At 61.1% G+C, this 14,705-nt stretch carries 12 protein-coding genes, 1 tRNA gene and 1 riboswitch; of the genes, 1 reads left to right on the forward strand and 12 read right to left on the reverse strand.

Annotation, left to right across the window (positions count from 1 at the left end; translation table 11 throughout):
• Window positions 1–162 precede the first annotated feature (162 nt).
• The 5 genes from ACODSV_RS24455 to ltaE all read right to left on the reverse strand — a co-directional run bounded on the left by ACODSV_RS24455 (window position 163) and on the right by ltaE (window position 5,788).
• Window positions 163–253: transfer RNA gene (locus ACODSV_RS24455), tRNA-Ser, on the reverse strand.
• Window positions 254–315: 62 nt separating this feature from the next.
• Window positions 316–504, reverse strand: a complete 189-nt coding sequence (csrA, locus tag ACODSV_RS24460) for a carbon storage regulator CsrA (RefSeq protein WP_003175645.1) — start codon at window positions 502–504, stop codon at window positions 316–318.
• 175 nt (window positions 505–679) lie between these two features.
• The gene (locus ACODSV_RS24465) at window positions 680–1,921 is read right to left on the reverse strand and encodes an aspartate kinase (RefSeq protein ID WP_024076998.1); all 1,242 of its coding nucleotides are present in this window, start codon (window positions 1,919–1,921) and stop codon (window positions 680–682) included.
• A 97-nt stretch (window positions 1,922–2,018) separates the two neighbouring features.
• Window positions 2,019–4,637 carry an alanine--tRNA ligase gene (alaS, locus tag ACODSV_RS24470; RefSeq protein WP_069076862.1) on the reverse strand — a complete coding sequence of 873 codons (2,619 nt, stop codon included), beginning with the start codon at window positions 4,635–4,637 and terminating at the stop codon, window positions 2,019–2,021.
• 146 nt (window positions 4,638–4,783) lie between these two features.
• Window positions 4,784–5,788, reverse strand: coding sequence for a low-specificity L-threonine aldolase (gene ltaE, locus ACODSV_RS24475; protein ID WP_150054322.1), 1,005 nt, complete (start codon window positions 5,786–5,788; stop codon window positions 4,784–4,786).
• Between the two features lie 190 nt (window positions 5,789–5,978).
• Window positions 5,979–6,148: riboswitch (FMN riboswitch) on the forward strand.
• Between the two features lie 113 nt (window positions 6,149–6,261).
• Between ltaE and ACODSV_RS24480 the strand changes: the two genes are divergently transcribed.
• On the forward strand, window positions 6,262–6,771 hold the full coding sequence (locus tag ACODSV_RS24480) for a 6,7-dimethyl-8-ribityllumazine synthase (RefSeq protein ID WP_024077001.1): 510 nt from the start codon (window positions 6,262–6,264) through the stop codon (window positions 6,769–6,771).
• An 86-nt stretch (window positions 6,772–6,857) separates the two neighbouring features.
• On the opposite strand, the gene astE is transcribed toward ACODSV_RS24480, so the two are convergent.
• The 7 genes from astE to ACODSV_RS24515 form a co-directional block, all read right to left on the reverse strand.
• Complete coding sequence (gene astE / locus ACODSV_RS24485) at window positions 6,858–7,862, reverse strand: succinylglutamate desuccinylase (RefSeq protein ID WP_024077002.1); 1,005 nt, start codon at window positions 7,860–7,862, stop codon at window positions 6,858–6,860.
• A gap of 11 nt (window positions 7,863–7,873) precedes the next feature.
• On the reverse strand, window positions 7,874–8,164 hold the full coding sequence (locus tag ACODSV_RS24490) for a hypothetical protein (protein ID WP_024077003.1): 291 nt from the start codon (window positions 8,162–8,164) through the stop codon (window positions 7,874–7,876).
• Between the two features lie 23 nt (window positions 8,165–8,187).
• Window positions 8,188–9,534 (reverse strand): N-succinylarginine dihydrolase, encoded by a 1,347-nt coding sequence (gene astB / locus ACODSV_RS24495; RefSeq protein ID WP_024077004.1) that lies wholly within the window; start codon window positions 9,532–9,534, stop codon window positions 8,188–8,190.
• Between the two features lie 156 nt (window positions 9,535–9,690).
• Window positions 9,691–11,157 carry a succinylglutamate-semialdehyde dehydrogenase gene (astD, locus tag ACODSV_RS24500; RefSeq protein WP_024077005.1) on the reverse strand — a complete coding sequence of 489 codons (1,467 nt, stop codon included), beginning with the start codon at window positions 11,155–11,157 and terminating at the stop codon, window positions 9,691–9,693.
• A complete protein-coding gene (gene astA, locus ACODSV_RS24505; RefSeq protein ID WP_024077006.1) occupies window positions 11,157–12,182 on the reverse strand; it encodes an arginine N-succinyltransferase in 1,026 nt (341 codons plus the stop codon). The genes astD and astA overlap by 1 nt, the downstream gene beginning before the upstream one ends.
• 47 nt (window positions 12,183–12,229) lie before the next feature.
• The gene (aruF, locus tag ACODSV_RS24510) at window positions 12,230–13,249 is read right to left on the reverse strand and encodes an arginine/ornithine succinyltransferase subunit alpha (RefSeq protein WP_024077007.1); all 1,020 of its coding nucleotides are present in this window, start codon (window positions 13,247–13,249) and stop codon (window positions 12,230–12,232) included.
• A 214-nt stretch (window positions 13,250–13,463) separates the two neighbouring features.
• The gene (locus tag ACODSV_RS24515; RefSeq protein WP_150055114.1) at window positions 13,464–14,684 is read right to left on the reverse strand and encodes an aspartate aminotransferase family protein; all 1,221 of its coding nucleotides are present in this window, start codon (window positions 14,682–14,684) and stop codon (window positions 13,464–13,466) included.
• Between the last annotated feature and the right edge of the window lie 21 nt (window positions 14,685–14,705).

Genomic DNA, 14,705 nt, shown 5'->3' on the forward strand with positions numbered 1-14,705 from the left:
CCTGTGACCGCTCGGTTCGTAGCCGAGTACTCTATCCAGCTGAGCTACGAGTGCATTTGTTGCCGCGCATTATAGGCCGTTCAATCTCTATGTAAAGCGATTTTTTCGAGTAATTTCAACAACTTACCGATAAATCCAGATTGCAACGTACTAAGCAAATAATGGCGGAGAACGGGGGATTCGAACCCCCGACACCCTTTTGAGGTGTACTCCCTTAGCAGGGGAGCGCCTTCGGCCACTCGGCCAGCTCTCCGCAACACGGGGCGTATATTAACCACGTTCATCCCCGTTTGCAAACATAAAAAACGATAAAAATTAAAGGCTTGGTTCTTCGTCCTTCTCTTTCTTGATCCGCAGGTAGATTTCCTCGCGGTGGACCGCTACCTCTTTCGGAGCGTTAACCCCGATACGCACTTGATTGCCTTTGACGCCGAGCACGGTCACGGTGATTTCGCCATCACCAATAATCAGGCTTTCTGCGCAACGACGAGTCAGAATCAACATACCTTTCTCCTCACGCATTTCAGTTCAGGAACAACAGTCTGCAAAAAAAAGGCATTCGACCTACAACCAAAAGGCCGTAGCCCTACCTGCCTAAGTATTGTCGAGCACAGGTAAAAGAACATGGGCCCGACAAAAAAATGAAAGGCGCGGTAAACCGCGCCTTCCTGGCATTGCATCACTCGCCCTGTCGGGCCGGAGCGTCCAGCTCAAAAGCGGTATGCAGTGCGCGTACAGCCAGTTCCAGGTACTTCTCTTCAATCACCACCGAGACTTTGATTTCCGAGGTGGAGATCATCTGGATGTTGATGCTTTCCTTGGCCAGGGCCTCGAACATACGGCTGGCAACGCCGGCATGGGAACGCATGCCCACACCTACGATCGACACCTTGGCGATCTTGGTATCGCCGACCACTTCACGCGCGCCGATCTCGCTCGCGGTGTTCTGCAGGATACGTTCGGCCGCATCGTACTCGTTGCGGTGTACGGTGAAGGTGAAATCGGTGGTGTTATCGTGCGAAACGTTCTGCACGATCATATCGACTTCAATGTTCGCGCCGCTGATAGGCCCGAGGATCTTGAAAGCCACGCCCGGGGTGTCTGGCACGCCACGGATCGTCAGCTTGGCTTCATCGCGATTGAAGGCGATGCCGGAAATGATCGGCTGTTCCATGGATTCCTCTTCATCAATAGTAATAAGGGTGCCCGGACCCTCTTTGAAGCTGTGCAATACGCGCAGCGGAACGTTGTACTTGCCGGCGAATTCCACCGCGCGGATCTGCAACACCTTGGAACCGAGGCTGGCCATTTCCAGCATCTCTTCGAAGGTGATCTTGTCCAGGCGCTGGGCCACGGACACCACGCGCGGATCGGTGGTGTAGACGCCATCCACATCGGTGTAGATCTGGCATTCGTCAGCCTTCAGGGCTGCGGCCAGCGCTACGCCGGTGGTATCGGAACCGCCACGCCCGAGGGTGGTGATGTTGCCCTGCTCGTCAACGCCCTGGAAACCGGCGACAACCACGACACGCCCTTCCTTCAGATCAGCACGGATCTTCTGATCGTCGATCTGCAGGATACGCGCCTTGGTGTGCGCGCTGTCGGTGAGGATGCGCACCTGGCTACCAGTGTAGGACACCGCCGGCACGCCACGCTTGTTCAGCGCCATGGCCAGCAACGCAATGGTGACCTGCTCGCCGGTGGACACGATCACATCCAGCTCACGCGGCAGTGGTTGTTGATCGCCACTGATTGCCTTGGCCAGATCGATCAGGCGATTGGTCTCGCCGCTCATGGCGGACAGCACCACCACCAGGTCATCGCCGGCATCGCGGAATTTCTTAACCTTGTCGGCAACCTGCTCGATTCTTTCGACAGAACCGACCGAGGTACCTCCAAATTTCTGTACGATCAAAGCCATTTCTAAGCCGCCTCAGCCCGTAAAGGGGCGCCCAATAAACCAATCTTCCAGCAACCGAGTGAGCCCATGACTAGACCATGGGCCCGTTACCAGCGCCTTAAATACCTGCCTCGACAAACGGCACGGTCAGGGCCAGGGCCGCGTCCAGGGCACCAGCGTCTACACCACCGCCTTGCGCCATGTCCGGACGACCACCGCCCTTCCCGCCCACTGCCGCAGCGGCTTGCTTCATCAAATCACCGGCCTTGAGTTGGCCGGTCAGGTCCTTGGTTACACCGGCAACCAGAACGACCTTATCCTCATGGACACTGCCGAGCAGGATCACTGCGCGGCCGAGCTTGTTCTTCAACTGATCGACCAAGGCCAACAACGCCTTGCCATCCTGACCGTCCAGGCGCGCTGCCAGGACTTTCACACCCTTGACGTCCAGGGCGGAAGCAGACAAATCGTCACCTGCCGCGCTGGCAGCCTTGGCTTGCAACTGCTCCAGCTGTTTCTCCAGCACGCGGTTGCGCTCGAGCACGGCGGACAGCTTGTCGATCAGATTGTCGCGGCTGCCCTTGACGAGCGTAGCCGCTTCCTTGAGTTGTTCTTCAGCCGCATTGAGATAGGCCAGGGCCGCAGCACCGGTCACCGCTTCGATACGACGTACGCCCGATGCCACACCGCCTTCGCTGATGATTTTCAGCAGGCCGATGTCGCCCGTACGGTTGGCGTGGATACCGCCACACAGTTCCACCGAGAAGCTGCCGCCCATGCTCAGTACACGCACGTTGTCGCCGTACTTCTCGCCGAACAGCGCCATGGCCCCCTTGGCCTTGGCGGTCTCGATATCGGTCTCTTCGGTTTCCACCGGGGTGTTCTTGCGCACTTCGGCGTTGACGATGTCTTCCAGGGCCTTGATTTGCTCCGGCTTGATCGCTTCGAAGTGGCTGAAGTCGAAGCGCAGGCGCTGGCTGTCGACCAACGAGCCCTTCTGTTGGACGTGCTCGCCCAATACCTGGCGCAGTGCAGCATGCAGCAAGTGAGTGGCCGAGTGGTTCAGCGACGTGGCGTGACGCACATCGGCGTCTACCTGGGCGTCCACTGGCGAACCGACGATCAGGCTGCCCGACGCCAATACACCGTGGTGCAGGAAGGCGCCGCCGGTCTTGGTGGTATCGCGCACATCAAAACGACCGGAGGACGCCTTGAGGAAACCGCAGTCGCCAATCTGGCCACCGGACTCGGCGTAGAACGGCGTCCGGTCCAGGACCACCACGCCGTCGTCACCTTCGTTCAAGACGTCGACCGACTGGCCGTCCTTGTACAGCGCAACGACCTTGGCCGCACCGCTGGTGGCCTTGTAGCCGGTAAATTCGGTGGCCACGTCAACCTTGACCAGGCTGTTGTAGTCCATGCCGAACGAGCTGGCGGAACGCGCACGCACACGCTGGGCCTCCATCTCACGCTCGAAGCCTGCCTCGTCCAGGGTCAGGTTACGCTCACGGGCGATGTCGCCGGTCAGGTCCATCGGGAAGCCGTAGGTGTCATAGAGCTTGAACACCACGTCGCCCGGCACCACGCTGCCTTGCAGGCCGGCGAGGTCTTGCTCGAGGATTTTCAGGCCCTGCTCCAGGGTCTTGGCGAACTGCTCTTCTTCAGCCTTGAGCACGCGCTCGATGTGCGCCTGGTTCTGCTTGAGTTCCGGGAATGCATCGCCCATCTCGGCAACCAGGGCCGCGACGATCTGGTAGAAGAAGCTACCGCTGGCGCCCAACTTGTTGCCGTGACGGCAAGCGCGACGAATGATACGGCGCAGCACGTAGCCACGGCCTTCGTTGGACGGCAGCACGCCGTCGGCAATCAGGAAGCCGCAGGAACGGATGTGGTCAGCTACCACTTTCAACGACGCCTGGTCTTCATTGGCACAACCAATGGCCTTCGCAGCCGCGGCCAGCAGGCTCTGGAACAGGTCGATTTCGTAGTTGGAATGAACGTGCTGCATCACCGCACTGATCCGCTCCAGGCCCATGCCGGTATCTACCGACGGCGCTGGCAACGGATGCAACACACCATCGGCGGTGCGGTTGAACTGCATGAACACGTTGTTCCAGATTTCGATGTAACGGTCACCGTCTTCTTCCGGCGAACCCGGTGGGCCACCCCAGATATCGGCGCCGTGATCGTAGAAAATCTCGGTGCAAGGACCGCACGGGCCGGTATCGCCCATGGTCCAGAAGTTGTCGGAGGCGTAAGGCGCGCCTTTGTTGTCGCCGATACGCACCATGCGCTCAGGCGGCACCCCGACTTGCTTGGTCCAGATGTCGTAAGCCTCGTCATCGCTGGCGTAGACGGTGACCCAGAGCTTTTCCTTCGGCAGTTTCAGTACGCCGGTCAGGAAGGTCCAGGCGAAGTTGATCGCATCCTGCTTGAAATAATCGCCAAAGCTGAAGTTGCCGAGCATTTCGAAAAAAGTGTGGTGACGGGCGGTGTAGCCGACGTTTTCCAGGTCGTTGTGCTTACCACCGGCGCGCACGCACTTCTGGCTGCTGACGGCACGGGTGTAGGCGCGTTTTTCCTGGCCCAGGAAGCAGTCCTTGAACTGGTTCATCCCCGCGTTGGTGAACAGCAGGGTGGGGTCGTTGCCTGGGATCAAGGAGCTGGAGGCGACACGGGTGTGACCTTGCTCTTCGAAGAAGCGAAGGAAGGCTTCACGGATTTCTGCGCTTTTCATTAGGTTCTTCCACGGAGTCTGCGGCCAAAGGCCAGTGCGCAACATCATCAGACGGAGCGACGGCAAAGGGCCGCATTATATCGGCCCTTTGCCGGTGGTACAGCGTGTTTATGTGATAGAAACAGTCAATTAGACGGTCTGCACGCTCATTTGCGCGAAAACTCGACGAATGTTTGCACGACCTGCTCGATTTGCGCCCGGCTGACATCCAGATGCGTGACCATGCGCAGACGCGGCGCGGCGCTCAATTTGACCCCGCGTTCAGCGGCAAAGGCTTTCAAGGCTTCGGCCTGCTCACCGATCTGTACGTAGACCATATTGGTCTGCACCGGCTCCACGGTATAACCGGCCTTGCGCAACTCCTCCCCCAGCCATTGCGCATTGGCGTGATCGTCGGCCAGGCGCTGCACCTGGTGGTCCAGCGCATACAGCCCCGCCGCCGCCAGGGAGCCGGCCTGGCGCATGCCACCGCCGACCATCTTGCGCAGGCGCCGCGCCTTGGCGATCAGCGCCGTGGAACCACACAACACCGAGCCAATCGGCGCGCCGAGGCCCTTGGACAGGCACACCGACACCGAATCGAAGTGCCGCGTGATCTCCCGCGCATCCACCTCCAGCTTGACCGCTGCGTTGTAGAGGCGCGCGCCGTCCAGGTGCAGGGCCAGGCCATGTTCACGGGTAAAGGCCCGGGCTTTCGCCAGGTATTCCAGTGGCAGCACCTTGCCCTGCATCGTGTTTTCCAGGGCCAGCAGGCGGGTGCGGGCGAAGTGGAAATCGTCGGGCTTGATCGCGGCCAGCACCTGGTCCAGGTCCAGGGAGCCGTCCGCCTGGACTTCCAGCGGTTGCGGCTGGATCGAACCCAGCACCGCCGCGCCGCCGCCTTCGTATTTATAGGTGTGGGCCTGCTGGCCGACGATGTATTCCTCGCCGCGCTCACAGTGCGCCATCAACGCCAGCAGGTTGCTCATGGTGCCGGTCGGGACGAACAACGCCGCAGGGAACCCCAGGCGCTTGGCCAGTTCGGCCTCCAGGCGGTTGACGCTGGGGTCTTCACCGTAGACATCATCGCCACTGACGGCGCTGGCCATCACGTCGAGCATGCCGGGGGTGGGTTGGGTCACGGTGTCGCTGCGCAGGTCAATCACGGTCATGAAACAGGCCTCTGGCGGATTGGATAAGTCCCTTTGTGAGTGATTACTGCGGGCAAAGCCACGGAATATCAAGCCCCACTCGCATTCAATCGAATACCAACCAAACAAACCGATATAGGTTATCGATACAGCGATCGTGCAGTTTTTGAAAAACCATGTTAAAAACTCTCCGCCGCCAGGGTTCTGGTGGCAACGTTCTCAGGGCGGGGTGCAATTCCCCACCGGCGGTAATTGCGCGCAATGTGCATAGCCCGCGAGCGCTTGGCGCTTCGAACTGCTCACGCAGGACGGCGACAAGGTCAGCAGACCCGGTGTGATCCCGGGGCCGACGGTCATAGTCCGGATGAAGAGAGAACGGGATTGGCACCTAAGGGCCGCACGCTGACCGCATGCCTGCATGACTCAGCGGTTCGTACCCTTAAATCCCATTCGATTCATAACGCCCTGTTTTTTTCTTAAACAGGAGTCAGAACATGCAACCCACTGCAATCGACAGCAAAAGCAAAAACCACCACGGCGAGCGCGTCGCGTTTATCCAGGCCTGCTGGCACAAGGATATTGTCGACCAATCCCGTAAAGGCTTCCTCGCCGAAATGATCGCCCTGGGCTACCAGGAATCGGACATCGACTTCTTCGAAGTCGGCGGCGCCTTTGAAATGCCCCTGCACGCCAAACTGCTGGCCAAGACCGGCCGTTACGCCGGTATCGTCGCCGCCGCGCTGGTGGTGGATGGCGGCATCTACCGTCACGAATTCGTCGCCCAGTCGGTGGTCAGTGGCCTGATGCAGGTACAGCTGGAAACCGAAGTGCCAGTGTTCTCGGTGTCCCTGACCCCGCATCACTTCCATGCCGGCAGTGAGCACCACACGTTCTTCTACGAGCACTTCGTACACAAAGGCCAGGAAGCTGCGCGCACTTGCGCCGACACCCTGCACAAGGTGCGTGCGATCCGTCGCAGTGAGCCGCGGGCCCTAGCGGTCTAAGCAACACTGCAAAACAAAATGTGGGAGGGGCGGTGCGACGATTCGACTTGCCCCTCCCACATTTGGATCCGGATACGCCTTGAGACCTATGCCAGGCCCACGTCCGTGGTCGGCACGATCAATATCCCTGCCCGCAAGCCATTCTTCACCTTCGGGTTGGGGAAGATGATGCGTGCACCCTCCTCCTCGATCACCCAGCGGGTCTTGGCGACGTCTTCGGCCAGCAGATAACCCTTTTCCAGTTCCGAAAAGTTTTCCACGTCCGCCGGCAGGTGCAGCAGGAACGCATCGCTGTGCTTGATGACTTCCCGCGACACGGCGAACAGTTTCAAGCCGTCCAGGCTGTCAGTCTCAGGCTCGCTGCCTTCGATGATCTGCGTGAGGCGCAGCTCCAGGCGGGAAACATTGACGCCCTGGTTCTGCCCGAACGGCCGCGCCTTGCCCAGCTCCAGGGTGAAGGCTTCGGCACCGAGTTGTTCGTAGGTAAAGGCAGTGAAGGTGATCGAGGTCTTGTTCTGCAACAGCACCGCCTGCATGCCGGCAGCGCTCAAGCGGGCCAGTTCGCGCCGCGAGTGCTGGCGCCCGTCCTTCCATGGGTAAAGGGCGAACTGCTCGATCTTCGAGCCGCGAATCGCAGTGTGCAGGTCGTAATGCAGGCGCGAACGGCCAGGCACGCTGAAAAAGCTGCGGGCCAGTTGCTCCAGCTCGGCGGCACGCATGGCCTCGGGGCCGATGTTTTGTTCATGACGGCCGTTGAACAGCCGGTTGACGTCCAGTTCGAGGTAACGTTCACCGCGGCGCATGGCCTCAGGGTTGCCGAACAGGAACAGAATACGGGTGCGGGGCTTGATCTGCCCACGGGCAATGCCATGCAACAGGCGGTCGAGCAATTCGATCGGCGCGGTTTCGTTGCCATGGATACCGGACGACAGCAGCAGGTCGCCGCCGTTGTCACGGGCTTGCGGCGGGCGTACTTCGAGTGCGCCCTCGCTGAGCCAGCGCATCTGCACGCCGTCGACAGTCAGTTGAATTTTTTGCGCCGGTTCGCGACCGGCGAGGGTCAGTTCAAGCAGTTTGCCGAGGGCGAGCATACGCAGCTTCCTTAGTGGTTGCAGCCTGGGCCGTGGACGTGATCGTCATCATCACCTTCAACGTCGGCCGGTTCCATTTCCAGTTGCAGGCTCATCAGGTTGGTAGCCAGTGGGCGCATCAGCAGGTTGGCGTATTCGGAGTCGCCTTCTTCCACATCCACACCGATCAGCAGCTGGCCACGGCCGTCGTGCTGGATCCAGATTTCCTTACCCTGCCAGACCACGGCGACGCGGGTGCAGGAGGTTTCCAGCTGGGTGCCGTCGGTGTCTTCAAGGATCAGTTGCAGGGTGTCGGTGCTCATAAATAACTCTCAGCCGTACGGCGTTAATTGATCTGGAAAGGATAAACCGAGCCCAGTTTAAGGATTTGCGTCAGTTCATCCAGTGCCGTCCGGCACTCAAGCAGCAATTGCGGGTCAGCCAGGTCGGTTTCGCGCAGGCTGTCGCGGTAGTGCTTGTCGACCCATTGGGTCAGTGTGTCGTACAACGGCGCGGTCATGATAACCCCTGGGTTCACCGCTGCCAGCTCGGTTTCGTTCAACGCCACGCGCAAACGCAGGCACGCCGGCCCACCGCCATTCTGCATGCTTTGCTTGAGGTCGAAGACCTTGACTTCGCGAATCAACCCACCGGACGCCGTCAGGCCTTGCAAGTAGTGCCATACGCGCTCGTTGGCGCGGCATTCTTCGGGCACGATCAGCAACATCGAGCCATCGGCGCGGCTCAGCAGTTGGCTGTTGAACAGGTAGGAACGCACGGCGTCCTCGACACTGACCTGGGCGCGCGGCACGCAGATGGACTGGAAATTGCCGCCCAACCGGCCCAACTTGCCCTGCAACTCGGCAAGCATCTGCTCGGTATTGAGGAACGCATCCTCGTGGTAGAACAGCACTTCGCCGTTGCCCACCGCGATCACATCGTTGTGGAACACGCCGGCATCGATCACGGCCGGGTTCTGCTGGGCGTAGACCACGCCTTCATCTTTCAAACCGTGCAGCCGCGCAACGGCTTGCGACGCTTCCAGGGTTTGACGCGCCGGGTATTTCTGCGGGGCGGGGTAACGGCTGTCGAACGCGCTGCGGCCGTACACGAAAAACTCCACACCGGCCTGGCCATAGTCGCGGCAAAAACGCGTGTGGTTGGCTGCGCCTTCGTCACCGAACTGCGCCACCGCCGGCAGGGCCGCGTGGTGGGCAAAGTGTTTCTGGTCAGCAAACATCGCCCCCAGCACGCGGCTGGTCGTGGGGTGTTCGATGCTGCGGTGGTATTTGCAATTGAGGTTGGCGGCGGTGAAATGCACGCGGCCATCCGCGGTGTCGGCGCTAGGGCTGACGGTGGCGGCATTGGCCACCCACATGCTCGATGCCGAACAACTGGCCACCAGCAGCGGCATGGCGTGCTTGGCCGCCTGCTCGATCACTTGGGCGTCGCTGCCGCTGAAGCCGAGGTTGCGCAAGGCGGCCACGTCCGGGCGCTCCTGAGGCGCGAGCACCCCTTGCACGAAGCCCATGTCCATCAGCGCTTTCATCTTCTGCAAGCCCTGCAACGCGGCTTCCTTGGGGTTGGAAGACTGCTGGCTGTTGCTCTGGGACGCGACGTTGCCGTAGGACAAACCGCCGTAGTTATGGGTCGGCCCCACTAGACCGTCAAAATTGACTTCATAGGATTTCATCGGCGAGGCTCCACGAACATCTGTTTTTATAGGCTTCAAAAGTCTTCAACACACCACAAATCCAGTGTGGGAGGAGGCTTGCCTCCGATAGCTGACTGTCAGTTGATAAATCAGATGACAGACACACCGCCATCGGGGGCAAGCTCCCTCCCACAGTCAGATCAGTGTGATGCCGGGGGTTAGCGTGGCAGGCACCACCAGGCTCGGGGTCTCCAGCGACGCCACCGGGTACGCGCAATAATCCGCCGCATAATAGGCACTGGCGCGATGGTTGCCCGACGCCCCTACCCCACCAAATGGCGCGGTACTGGCGGCGCCGGTCAGCTGTTTGTTCCAGTTGACGATCCCGGCACGGCTTTCCAGCCAGAATTGCTGGTAACGCGCTTCGGAATCGGACAACAAGCCAGCGGCCAGGCCGTACTGGGTGTTGTTGGCTTCGGCAATCGCCGCGGCGAAATCAGCGTAGCGGATCACCTGCAACAGTGGGCCGAACAGCTCTTCATCTTCGCGCTCGGTCACCCCGGTGACGTCGATGATGCCCGGCGTCAACAAGGCGGCCTGCTCCTGGGGCTGGGTCATTTCCAGCAGGGCCACGGCACCATTGGCCAACATCAGTTCCTGGGCTTGCATCAAGGCTTTGGCCGCCGCCAGGGAAATCACCGAACCCATGAACGGCGCGGGTTGCTGGTCGAAGGCACCGACGCTGATCGATGCGCTGACCGCCACCAGGCGCGCCAGCAACGCATCGCCCCAGGCGCCTTCGGGCACCAGCAGGCGACGGGCACAGGTGCAGCGCTGGCCGGCGGAGATAAACGCCGACTGGATAATGGTGTAGACCGCCGCATCCACATCGGCCACTTCGTCCACCACCAAGGGGTTATTGCCGCCCATTTCCAGGGCCAGGATCTTGTCCGGACGCCCGGAGAACTGCTGGTGCAGATGGTTGCCGGTGCGGCTGGAGCCGGTGAAGAACAACCCATCGATGCCTGGGTTGGCCGCCAACGCAATGCCAGTTTCCCGCGCGCCTTGCAGCAGGTTGAGTACGCCCGCCGGCAAACCGGCGTCGATCCAGCATTGCACGGTCAGCTCGGCGACTTTGGGGGTCAGCTCGCTCGGTTTGAACAATACGGTGTTACCCGCCAGCAGAGCTGGGACGATATGCCCGTTGGGCAAGTGACCCGGGAAGTTGTAAGGGCCGAACACCGCGACCACGCCGTGGGGCTTGTGGCGCAATACGGCGGTGGCGTCGCCCAGCGGGCCGCTCTTCTCGCCGGTACGCTCGCGGTAGCTTTGTACCGAGATGGCGATCTTGTTGGCCATGCTGGTGACTTCGGTGGCCGACTCCCACAGCGGCTTGCCGGTTTCTTCGCCGATGCAGCGGGCGATTTCATCGGCGCGGCTTTTCAGGGTATTGGCGAAGGCCTCAAGCACACTGATGCGTTCCTCCAGCGGGCGCCGGGCCCAGCCCGGAAACGCCTGGCGCGCCGCCTGCACGGCGGACTCAACCTGTTCGACGCTGGCGCCATTGCCGGCCCACAGCACTTGCTGGGTCACCGGGTTGCGCGATTCGAACAGCTCACCCTGGCCTGCCAGCCAGCTACCTGCGATATACAGCGAATTCATTACTTCGACTCCCGAGCAGCGGACAACGGTACGGCACGCACTTGATCACCCACTACCAGTTGCAGGCGCTTGGCGGTCAACGGATCCACCACCAGGGTGCCCGCCGCCAGGCGCGCCGGTGCGGCGGTGATGCGGCAGTCTTCGCGCTTGCGGTTATGGATCAGGAACGGCGTGGCGTCGTCACCTGGCGTGCCAATGGCCAACACCAGGGACTGGCTGTCGCGCACCGCACGAATCTTGCTGGTTTCACACTCCACGGCCGGGCCGGCGTCGAAGATGTCGACATAGCCCTGGTAGCTGAAGCCTTCGCTCTTGAGCATGCTCAGGGCCGGCTCGGTGTCCGGGTGGACCTTGCCGATCACGTTGCGCGCGTCTTCGGAAAGGAAGCAGCTGTACAGCGGGAACTTGGGCATCAGCTCGGCGATAAAAGCCTTGTTGCCCACGCCAGTGAGGTAGTCGGCCTGGCTGAATTCCATCTTGAAGAAATGCCGGCCCAGGCTTTCCCAGAACGGCGAACGCCCGGCGTCGTTGGACACCCCGCGCATCTCGGCAATGATCTTGTTGCCAAACAGCTGCGGGAATTCAGCGATAAACAGCAGGCGCGCCTTGGCCAGCATGCGGCCATTGAGGCCAGTGCGGTAATCGGCATGCAGGAACAACGAGCACAGTTCGGAATTGCCGGTGAGGTCGTTGGCCAGGAACAGCGTCGGGATCTCACGGTAGATATTCAGTTCCTGGGAGGCGCTGACGGTCAGGCCTACACGGAAGTTGTACCAGGGCTCACGCAGGCCGACGGCGCCAGCGATGGCGGAAATCCCCACTACGCGGCCTTCGTCGTTTTCCAGCACGAACAGGTAGTCGGCATCGCCGCGCCCGGCTTCGCCACGAAAGGTTTTTTCCGCCCAGCCGACCCGGTGGGTCAGGCGCTCTTCGTTGGCCGGCAAGGTGGTCAGGCCGGTGCCGGTGCTGCGCGCCAGATCAATCAGGGCCGGTAAATCGCTGCTGCGTACGGGACGAACGATCATGCTATCTCCTCAAACGGGCCGCTTTGCAGCCACCCGCGAAACTCTATTTATACCGCTACCAGGCGCACACTCGCGCCGTCGCCGACACCCAGGGCTTCGGCCGCGGCCAAGTCCAGGGTCACCGGTTTGCCGGGGGCGTAATCCAGTTCCAGCATCACCGCGCGGTAGTCCTGCAACTGGCCGTTGCTCACCAGGTACTGGCGGCCGACGCCCTTGACCATTTCACCGATCTTCACCGGCACCACACGGCTCTGGGCGATCGAGCGAATCCCCGAGACCCGTGCGTGCAACGTCGGGCCACCGTCGAAGATGTCGATGTAATGGTCGGTCTCGAAGCCTTCGCGCATCAGGATGTCGAAGGTGATCTGCGCCCGCGGGTGCACCTGGCCCATGGCTTCCTGGGCTTCGTCCGGCAGCAGCGGTACATAGATCGGGTAATGCGGCATCAGCTCGGCGAGGAAGGTTCGGCTTTTCAGCCCGCACAGGCGCTCGGCGGCGGCATAGTTGAGGTCGAAGAAATTGCGCCCGATCGCATCCCAGAACGGCGAGTCACCGTTCTCATCGCTGTAGCCGACAATCTCGGTCACCACCGAGTCGGCAAAGCGCTCGGGGTGGCTGGCAACGAACAACAGGCGGCCACGGGAATTGAGTTCCGACCACGGCGAACCGACCAGCTCGGGCACCACGTAGAAGCTGGTGAGCAGGCTGTTGCCGGTGAGGTCGTGACACTGGGAAAGCACGTGGATCTTGTTGTGAATCTTCAGCTCACGGGAGGCGTGCACGAAGGTTTCGTTGCGAAAGCTGTAGAACGGCTCCGAGTAGCCGGCCGAAGCGACGATGGCCGAGCAGCCCGCCAGCTTGCCGGTCTCGGTGTCTTCCAACACAAAGAAATAGCTCTCTTCACCGTTGAAACTGACCTCGGCCGCGAAGGACGCTTCGCTGGCCGCGATCTTGTCACTCAGGCGTTCGACATCATCCGGCAAGGAAGTGACACCAATCGGGCTGTCCGCAGCCAGACGCTGTACCTCGCCCAGATCAGCCATTTGCGCGGGGCGCATCACCAGCATGGTGTCACTCCTTAACTCGAAAACTCATAGGGAAAAAATACCGGACAGGTCAGGAACACCACCTATCCTCTTGTGGGGCAAATTTCAATGTGGGAGGGGGGCTTGCCCCCGATAGCCGTCTTCCAGTTGTTGCATCAGTGACTGATACACCGCTATCGGGGGCAAGCCCCCTCCCACATTTTTGACCCGGTCCAGCCAGCAAAATGTGTCGCTATCAGGCTTGGGTCAGGGTTTTTACCGCACGTTCGAAGCGATCCAGGCCTTCGTTGATGTCCGCCTCGTCCACCACCAGGCTCGGCGCGAAACGCACCACGTCGGGGCCGGCTTGCAGGATCATCAGGTTTTCTTTCTCGGCCGCGTTGAACACGTCCTTGGCCTTGCCTTTCCAGGCGTCGCTCAACACGCAGCCCAGCAGCAGGCCGAGGCCGCGCACTTCGGTGAAGATGCCGTACTGCTTGCCGATCTGTTCCAGGCGCGCCTTGAACAGGTCGTGCTTGGCGTTGACGCCAGCCAGCACTTCAGGCGTGTTGATCACATCGATCACCGCCCCCGCCACCGCACACGCCAGCGGGTTGCCGCCGTAGGTGGTGCCGTGGGTGCCGACCACCAGGTGCTTGGCCAAGGCTTGCGTGGTGAGCATCGCGGCAATCGGGAAACCGCCGCCCAGGCTCTTGGCACTGGTGAGGATGTCCGGCACCACACCGTAGTGCTGGTAGGCGAACAGGTGGCCGCTGCGGCCCATGCCGGTCTGCACTTCGTCGAACACCAGCAGCGCGTCGTGGGCGTCGCACAGTTCGCGGGCGCCTTGCAGGTAGGCCAGCTCGGCCGGCAGCACGCCGCCCTCGCCTTGCACCGGTTCCAGCACCACGGCGCAGGTCTTGTCCGACACGGCGGCTTTCAGCGCGGCCAGGTCATTGAACGGCACATGGGTGATGCCGGTGATCTTCGGCCCGAAGCCGTCGGAATACTTCGACTGGCCACCAACGTTCACGGTGAACAGGGTACGGCCGTGGAAGCTGTTCAGCGCGGCGATGATCTCGTACTTCTCGCTGCCGAAACGGTCGAACGCGACACGACGGGCCAGCTTGAACGCGGCCTCGTTGGCTTCGGCGCCGGAGTTGCAGAAGAACACGCGCTCGGCAAAGGTGGCGTCGATCAGCTTGTGCGCCAGGCGCAGGGCCGGCTCATTGGTGAACACGTTGGAGACGTGCCACAGCTTGTTGGCCTGTTCGGTCAAGGCACCGACCAGCGCCGGGTGGGCGTGGCCCAATACGTTGACCGCGATGCCGCCGGCAAAGTCGATCAGCTCGCGACCCGCCTGGTCCCACACGCGGGAACCTTTGCCACGCACGGGGATGAAGGCAGCAGGTGCATAGTTGGGCACCATCACCTGGTCGAAATCGGCACGTTGCACCGGGGCTTGCTCAACGGACATCGGAGTCTCCTGAAGAGGAAC

Source organism: Pseudomonas sp. FG86, from assembly GCF_057808775.1.

What these genes read in the sequence shown, in the direction of transcription:
- csrA (WP_003175645.1), bottom strand. Translation starts at nt 504, where the DNA reads ATGTTGATTCTGACTCGTCGTTGCGCAGAAAGCCTGATTATTGGTGAT.
- ACODSV_RS24465 (WP_024076998.1), bottom strand. Translation starts at nt 1,921, where the DNA reads ATGGCTTTGATCGTACAGAAATTTGGAGGTACCTCGGTCGGTTCTGTC.
- alaS (WP_069076862.1), bottom strand. Translation starts at nt 4,637, where the DNA reads ATGAAAAGCGCAGAAATCCGTGAAGCCTTCCTTCGCTTCTTCGAAGAG.
- ltaE (WP_150054322.1), bottom strand. Translation starts at nt 5,788, where the DNA reads ATGACCGTGATTGACCTGCGCAGCGACACCGTGACCCAACCCACCCCC.
- ACODSV_RS24480 (WP_024077001.1), top strand. Translation starts at nt 6,262, where the DNA reads ATGCAACCCACTGCAATCGACAGCAAAAGCAAAAACCACCACGGCGAG.
- astE (WP_024077002.1), bottom strand. Translation starts at nt 7,862, where the DNA reads ATGCTCGCCCTCGGCAAACTGCTTGAACTGACCCTCGCCGGTCGCGAA.
- ACODSV_RS24490 (WP_024077003.1), bottom strand. Translation starts at nt 8,164, where the DNA reads ATGAGCACCGACACCCTGCAACTGATCCTTGAAGACACCGACGGCACC.
- astB (WP_024077004.1), bottom strand. Translation starts at nt 9,534, where the DNA reads ATGAAATCCTATGAAGTCAATTTTGACGGTCTAGTGGGGCCGACCCAT.
- astD (WP_024077005.1), bottom strand. Translation starts at nt 11,157, where the DNA reads ATGAATTCGCTGTATATCGCAGGTAGCTGGCTGGCAGGCCAGGGTGAG.
- astA (WP_024077006.1), bottom strand. Translation starts at nt 12,182, where the DNA reads ATGATCGTTCGTCCCGTACGCAGCAGCGATTTACCGGCCCTGATTGAT.
- aruF (WP_024077007.1), bottom strand. Translation starts at nt 13,249, where the DNA reads ATGCTGGTGATGCGCCCCGCGCAAATGGCTGATCTGGGCGAGGTACAG.
- ACODSV_RS24515 (WP_150055114.1), bottom strand. Translation starts at nt 14,684, where the DNA reads ATGTCCGTTGAGCAAGCCCCGGTGCAACGTGCCGATTTCGACCAGGTG.